The following is a 7624-nucleotide window of genomic DNA, read 5'->3' as shown; positions in this document are numbered from 1 at the left end:
GAAATACACTAATGTATACAAGCTATCATTCGTAATTCGACAACAATTACAGCCATTATATGAATCTGAGAACGGAGAAAAGTATGAGTACTATGTTAATCGGAAGTATATTATCTGCAATGTCCACAGGACTGGGTGCACTATTCATTTTGTTTATTTCTAACTCACTCACACATCGATTTAAGGATATTCTACTTGCTTTTACAGCTGGCATTATGATGGCAGCTTCTATGATGGGATTAATTCCTGAAGCATTGGCTCAGGGTGGATATATCCCGTTATGTATTGGTATATACTTTGGTGTCGTTACATTAACGGCACTTGAACAAAGTATTCCGCATATAGATTTAGGACACACTTCTAAAAACATACAGTTTGATGAGAAAGCAATGCTTATCATTTCAGCCATCACGTTACATAATATCCCCGAAGGCTTATCTGTTGGTGTAAGCTATGCTTCCTCCATCAATGATACTGGCAATTTAATTGCCTTTGCTATAGGTTTGCAAAATGCACCTGAAGGTTTTCTAGTTGCACTTTTTCTTTTAAATCAACAAATCTCAAAAACGAAAGCTTTTATTATCGCTACCTTAACTGGTTCAATTGAGATTGTGACTGCTCTACTTGGCTTCTATTTAACCAGTTATGTAGAGAATCTTGTACCATACGGTCTCGCCTTTGCAGCTGGTGCAATGCTCTTTATCATATATAAGGAATTAATACCTGAAAGTCATGGTGATGGTAATGAACGTGCTGCTACACATTCATTTATAATTGGATTACTTGTTATGATTTTATTATTAGGGGGCTAGAAGGCTGTTTGAAACGTGATTTTCATACTCTCTTTAACCAACAGCCTTGTTTCATTTTAGATTTTTTATCTACATATACGAAAGATGTTAATCGACAAGGTCTTTATTCCCATTACATAATAACTATTGTCTCGACAAATTGTATTGGCAAAACGAAACATAAATTCAGTATTTGAAGTTGTAATGTTTTTTTCATTACTCTACGATATGTACCAGACACTCTTTGATACATATATCCTCTTCTTTTCCGCCTGGTCATACATTTGTGATATTCATTCATTAATTGATCTAATTCCTGACTAATTCGTATAGTTCGTTCGTGAGTATAACCAAAAATATTAGCTACGTATACCATCTCCTCTCTTACACGTTGAATTTCACAGAACATGCGATCTAACGATTCTTCTTTCATTTTCTTTGTAACTTCCTCTCCAAATCAATATTCTATCTTCTATCTTTGGATTATTACAAACTCTTCAAAAAATGTAAATACATTCGCAAATATAGACAAAATATTATATAAAATCCTATTTTTTCCATATTATTTTTCTATAAATTCGACAGCATTTTTTATTTTTTTCATAAGAAAAACTGACACGGTTTTAACCATGCCGGTTTTTCTTTTTATAATCAATCTCTCAATTATCCGTCGAAGATTCATATTTTCGTTATATCTCCTCTTCATAATCAGTATCTAAATAACAAGGCAAGAAAATAGAAAAAGTTGTGCCTTTACCAACTAGGCTTTCCACTTCAATCCAACCATTATGCTCTTCAATAATTTTATAACTAACCATAAGTCCAAGGCCTGTTCCACGATCTTTTGTTGTATAAAAAGGCTCTCCTAATCTTTTTACTTTTTCTTCTGATATTCCACATCCCTCATCAGAAATTGTAATCTTCACCATCTTTTCATTATGTAAGACAGTAGAAATAGTAATACACCCACCACTTCGCATAGATTCAATTGCGTTTTTTACAATGTTAATAAAAACTTGTTTTAACTGATTTGCCTCACAATACAATAGTAATGGCTTTTCATATAATTGCTTTTCAAAAACGATATTATATAACATAGACTCTGCACTTAATAATGTGATTGTCTCTTGCACGATTGTGTTAATGTCTTGCTCTTCATATTGAACAGCTTGTGGTTTAGCCAATATAAGAAATTCAGTTATAATCAAATCTATCCTCTTTAATTCTGATGTTATAATTTCGAAATAATTAGAAAAATCTTCTTGTATACTACTTTGTAAAAGTTGGATGAAGCCTTTTAAAGCCGTCATTGGGTTTCTAATTTCATGTGCAATTCCTGCCGCTAATTCTCCCACAACCGATAATGTATCAGACTTTCGCAATTGTTCCTGTAATTCTAGCTTTTCTGTTACTACTTTAAATACTGTTAAATGTAAACCTGATACTAAGTTCTTCTTTGTCGAAAACTCAAGATGCATCATTTTACCGTCAAAATTAGTAAAAGACAGAATATCTTCAACGTTATTTTGTTTCTCAAGTTTTTGTAACATCTTTTCTAGACCTTTGTCTTTTTGAGGAATATAACGGAATAATTCCTCTAGTGACATTGTTTTTATTCTCTTCTTTGATAATTTAAGAACTTTAGCACCAGCTTGGTTAACATCAAAAATTTCGTTGTTTTTCCACAAAATTAATCCATCAGACATCCCATCAAATATTGTTCGAAATCGCCTTTCGCTTTTTCTAAGCTTTACTTCCATTTCATATCGTTCACTTACATTCCGAAAGATTGTAATGATTTTATTCGTACCATCCATTTTCTTTGAGGTAAACTCCAATAGCTTTCTTTGACCGTTAGGCATCAAATAAAATAACTCTTCTCTTATTTCTCCATTTTGTTGAAATCGAGCATTGACTTGATAAAATTTCTTATCTTTCTTCATAATAAAATCTTCTATTTGTGAACCTACAAGTAGCTCTTTTTCAAGTTCAAAAATACGACAGGCTACGTCATTAGCCTCTAAAATAATACCATCATCATTTAATAAAACTATTGCATCAATTGCCTGCTCAAAAATATAAGCAAATATTTCTTTGCTTTCTTTCAATTGAATCTCTATTAATCTCTTATCTGTAAAATCATAATCTCTTTCATTCTTTTGATTTGATGCTATTTCTCTTATCACAAATAAATAGTAGCTCTTATTGAAAATTGCTTCAAACTCGACATGAATGCTATTACCTAAGTCATCATTCATTAGCCATTCGTCAATATAAATACCTTTATTTTTAAGTAAAGCCATTTGATATTGAAATACTTCATCAGGTACTAACTTTAAAAAATCACGAATAGATGTCCCAATACAAGCATCCATACTTCTTTGTAACACCTGTTTGGCCCGTTCATTTATTTTGATTACTTTTAAATCTGTATTTGTAATAATCAACGCGTCTCGTGAACGATAAAAAAAAGTTTCATATGGAATGCTCTCTGCTTCATTCATCCGATTCACTTGAGATTCCTTATTATGCACCGGTTTCTCTCCTTCCCTACCAACTTCTAAATTTTATAATCAAACTAGTATTCTACAAACAAATTACCATTTCCTATATAAAATAGAATAAAAATCCAATTTCATCATAATAATCCTAGTGTTATTTAAAAAAAGAAGTTGCCCAAATGCTACATTTAGACAACTTCTACTTGAGACATCTCATTACAAAAATGGTGTTTCATGTTTTACCAATAATTTATTCCATCTTTTATCTACTTCTGCCCTAAACTCATCTAGCATTTCCTTGTTTTCCTCTTGCAATAAATGCTTTGATTTACCCATGTATCTTAGCCAATTATCAAGAGGAATACGCTTCTTCCTAGCATCTGGATTATATGTGATTGTTGTTTCACCTTTTTCCACTTCATAAAGTGGGAAGAAACATGAATTCACAGCTGCCTCCATGATGGTATTACCATAACGATCCTCTGATTTCCAATTTAGTGGGCATGCAATCAGTATTTTTCCATACACAGTACCTACATTTTGAGCATACCATTGTGCTTTTGCAGCTTTCTTAATTAAATCTTGTGGGAACGCTTCAGAACCAGTAAATACATAAGGAATATTTGTCGCCGCCATTATTTGAGCGGTATCCTTATGGTGAAATGCCTTCCCTCGTTGTGTTTTACCAACGCTTGTCGTACTTGTCATATGACCGAATGGAGTCGAATAACTCATTTGTGATCCAGTGTTCATATAACCTTCATTATCATATTCTAGCATGATGACTTTATGATTACGTAATGCAGTTCCAATTGCAGAACCCATTCCAATATCCATTCCACCATCACCTGTAATCATTACGAACGTTACATCATCAGCTACCTCAATTTCTCCACGACGTTTTAATTCAAAAAAGGCTTCTACCGTCCCTGACAACGTTGCAGGTCCATTTTGAAATAAATTATGAATCATCGATTGCTTATGAGAAGAATGTGGATAAGCAGTTGTTACAACATAAGCACAGCCCGTTTGAAATAGCACAACTATGTCGCCTTCAATACCCTTAAAGAAAAGTTCCAGAGCAGAAAAAATCCCGCACCCAGGACATGCACCGTGTCCAGAAGCTAATCGTTTTGGTTTAGCCGTTAACGCTCTTACAGGTGGAATTCTAACTTTTAATTTGCCATCTTCTTGCTGCTCCACTTTAATTAAACCTGTTTTATATGCATCACCATGCATCGGTTCGATAACAGGCTCTAAGCCTTTTTCCTTGTGACCAGGTGTTACTCCATAATAATCAAACAATTCTACTTGATGCTTGTTCTCTTGTGCCTTGATAGCTAGATCAAAAAAAGCAATTGCATCATCCGTATAGAAGTCTTTACCTCCTAAACCAAAGACACGGCTTAATACAAATGTCTCATTATCACATTCAGCTTGTAATGCTGATTTTATTTCATGTGTTAAGTTAGGACCATTCGCTCCGTACGAATCGGCTCGTTCACCTACTAATAGAACTTTCACGTTCTTTAAGGCTTCCCGAATTTCTTCTGCTGGGAACGGTCGAATTATATTGGTCCCTAATACACCCGCTTTAATTCCTTGTTTTCGTAAGGCATCCACAGCATCTTTTGCTGTTTCACCAGCTGAATTTAACAGAAACAACGCTACTTCAGCATCTTCCATTTGATACGCGTTAAGTACAAGATAGTTTCTACCTGAAAGAGAAGCATACTCTTTGGCTACTTCCTTAAACACCCCATAAGCTTCGTACATGGCGTTAGATTGTTGATAGTGATTATTAATTAAGTCCTCACCATTCATATGCGCACCAATTGTAACAGGTGTTTTTGGATCGCGAACGAAATTGTAATCAGCTGGGACTTCTCCAACAAATTGCTGAACTACTTCACGATCTTTAAAATATTGTACTTTACGTTTTTGGTGTGAAGTAAAGAAGCCATCGTATGCGACAATAACTGGTAAACGTACCTTTGAATGCTCGGCTATTTTTAACGCAATAATATTCATATCGTATACAGCTTGAGGTGTATTTGCCGTTAAGATAACCCAGCCTGTATTTAAAGCAAAATATAAATCAGAATGATCGCCACGAATATCTAAAGGTCCACTAATTGAGCGTGTTACTAAATTCATTACCATCGGGAATCTAGTCCCAGATTGAACGGGTAATTGTTCCAACATATACATCAATCCGTTTGCACTTGTCGCATTAAATACACGAGCACCCGTTACAGCTGCACCATAACAAATACCTGCAGATCCATGCTCTCCATCCGCCGCAATTAACTTAATATCATGTTCGCCTCTTGCCTTCATCGCATCTAACAATTGTGCTATTTCAGTTGAAGGTGTAATAGGATAGTATCCCATAATATGATAATTGATTTGTGCTGCTGCAAGAGCTGCCATTTCATTACCTGATTCAAACGTTATCGCTTGTGATTCAATAATCGTTTTTTCCTGAATAGCCATTATTTCACACCTCCTGTAACATAAGGATAATGATGTTTTACTGTATGCTCTTGTGCATAATTCAACTCTTCACGCATTTCACTTAAAGAAGACGTTGGGCATGCTTCGACACATTTCAAACAACCTTTACAATACTGATAATCAATACCTTTCAAGAACATATTCTTACGGCCGCGTTTATCTTCTCCTTCTTCCCATACAAAACAAAAATCAGGGCATACATTATCACAGGCTGCACAATGAATGCATGTATTAGGATCGTATGAAGGTAAATAACCTTGTCGAGAGCCACTTACATCTTTAAGAATGCTATTCCCTTGTGCAATAATTACACCGCCAATACTTTGCGACTCAAAGCCTAATCTCGCTTGTGAATATTTGAACAATCGTTTCGTCGCGAATTCTTCTTCAAACACTTTAAAGGTTACTTCGTCATAGCCTCGGTTAAAGGTTTTTATATTAGGCTCAACTAAATGAGGATATTTCTTCTCAAATGTTGTTTTAATAACTGCACGCATTGCTTCTGGATCTAAGAAATCACATATTCTAAAAAGTGCCCCAAGTATCGCTGTATTTACCTTCGTTTTTTCTTCTACTGCAATTCCCAATGCATCCACAATTGCTAACGTTCCTGAAGACATTCCTAAATCATCTTTGGCGCTATCAAAATCACGCACTGAATTGACAAGGACAACCCCATTGGGTTTCAACCCTTTTACCACATCTACCATTTTATATAAAGCCTCATGGAAGACTCCAATTACATGAGGTTCTTCAATCGGACTATGATCACGAATTTCTACATCAGGATCACAAAAACGAATGAATCCTTTTACCGGTGAACCCTTCTTCTCTGAACCATATGATGAGAAATTACAGCCATTCAAACCTAAACCAAGTACGCCTGCTTCAGCTAACATTTTTCCCGCTAGATTCGCACCTAAACCACCGATTGATTCTAACCGAATTTCAAAGAAACCTAGTTCATTTTTTTGTGGCAATAAAGTCATCGAATCCCTCCTTAATCTATTATATTAATTTCACTTTTTCAGATAAAAGTAAAAAAAGTACTCTTATAAAAAATATTCTCATGTGTGGCCAGGAAAGGGACTACTAATTCCTTTTAAACACTTAGTAATGAATAAGGTATTGTACTTGTAGAAGATGTTACAACTCTTAAACTATCACATTATCAACTGTAACAGTTAGAAAGTTTTATGAACTTATTAGTATTTATAAGGTTTATCTATATGTAACAGATATATTTCAGAACAATAACAGGTGCATTTTTTGTAATAGAAAAGAAACCTTTTTGTAAAATTAATGTGGTTTTACTTTTGTTATATTGTTAATTATAACTACGAGGACACGATACATTTTTATTGGAGGTAACAATGGAACAGCGAAGTTACTTTTTTGACAATTCATAATTCATATTAATAGTTTTTGTAGTGTTAGGCCATCTTCTCAGAACTTTCATCCATGATAGTGACTTAGTATATGCCATATATAAGACAATCTACACCTTTCATATGCCTGCTTTTGTTCTTATCTCTGGATTCTTTGCGAGAGGGATTTTTCATAAGGGATATTTTTTACAATTAATAAAAAAATTAATTATCCCTTATTTCATATTTCAAGGTGCTTACTCCATTTATTACTATTTTATAGATGTAGAAAGTTCAATTGTACTGACGCCATTTGACCCTCATTGGTCGCTTTGGTTTCTAATGAGTTTGTTCTTCTGGAACATAATGATCTTAGCTTTCACTAAAATCAAACCTGTTAATGGTATGATAATTACCATTATAGTAGGCTTACTAGTAGGCTATATAG

6 protein-coding genes are annotated in these 7624 nt (G+C 34.2%); 2 read left to right on the top strand and 4 right to left on the bottom strand.

Features of this window, described 5'->3' with window-relative positions; genetic code table 11:
- Positions 1-83: 83 nt before the first annotated feature.
- A complete protein-coding gene (locus tag V7014_RS26395; RefSeq protein WP_335511978.1) occupies positions 84-812 on the top strand; it encodes a ZIP family metal transporter in 729 nt (242 codons plus the stop codon).
- Between the two features lie 112 nt (positions 813-924).
- Here V7014_RS26395 and V7014_RS26390 read toward each other — a convergent pair whose 3' ends face one another.
- From V7014_RS26390 to V7014_RS26375, 4 genes are all read right to left on the bottom strand, one after another.
- The gene (locus V7014_RS26390) at positions 925-1224 is read right to left on the bottom strand and encodes an aspartyl-phosphate phosphatase Spo0E family protein (RefSeq protein ID WP_335511976.1); all 300 of its coding nucleotides are present in this window, start codon (positions 1222-1224) and stop codon (positions 925-927) included.
- A 256-nt stretch (positions 1225-1480) separates the two neighbouring features.
- A complete protein-coding gene (locus V7014_RS26385; RefSeq protein WP_335511974.1) occupies positions 1481-3325 on the bottom strand; it encodes an ATP-binding protein in 1845 nt (614 codons plus the stop codon).
- A 183-nt stretch (positions 3326-3508) separates the two neighbouring features.
- Positions 3509-5788, bottom strand: a complete 2280-nt coding sequence (locus V7014_RS26380; RefSeq protein ID WP_335511972.1) for a thiamine pyrophosphate-dependent enzyme — start codon at positions 5786-5788, stop codon at positions 3509-3511.
- Complete coding sequence (locus V7014_RS26375; protein ID WP_335511970.1) at positions 5788-6798, bottom strand: 2-oxoacid:acceptor oxidoreductase family protein; 1011 nt, start codon at positions 6796-6798, stop codon at positions 5788-5790. The genes V7014_RS26380 and V7014_RS26375 overlap by 1 nt, the downstream gene beginning before the upstream one ends.
- Before the next feature lie 441 nt (positions 6799-7239).
- On the opposite strand from V7014_RS26375, the gene V7014_RS26370 reads away from it, so the two are divergent.
- Positions 7240-7624 (top strand): acyltransferase family protein (locus tag V7014_RS26370; RefSeq protein ID WP_438824987.1); only part of this gene is annotated, 385 nt, incomplete at its 3' end.

The organism is Bacillus sp. JJ722 (genome assembly GCF_036963345.1).
GTDB lineage: Bacteria > Bacillota > Bacilli > Bacillales > DSM-1321 > Bacillus_AD.
This window is presented reverse-complemented; position numbering and strand designations above follow the sequence as displayed.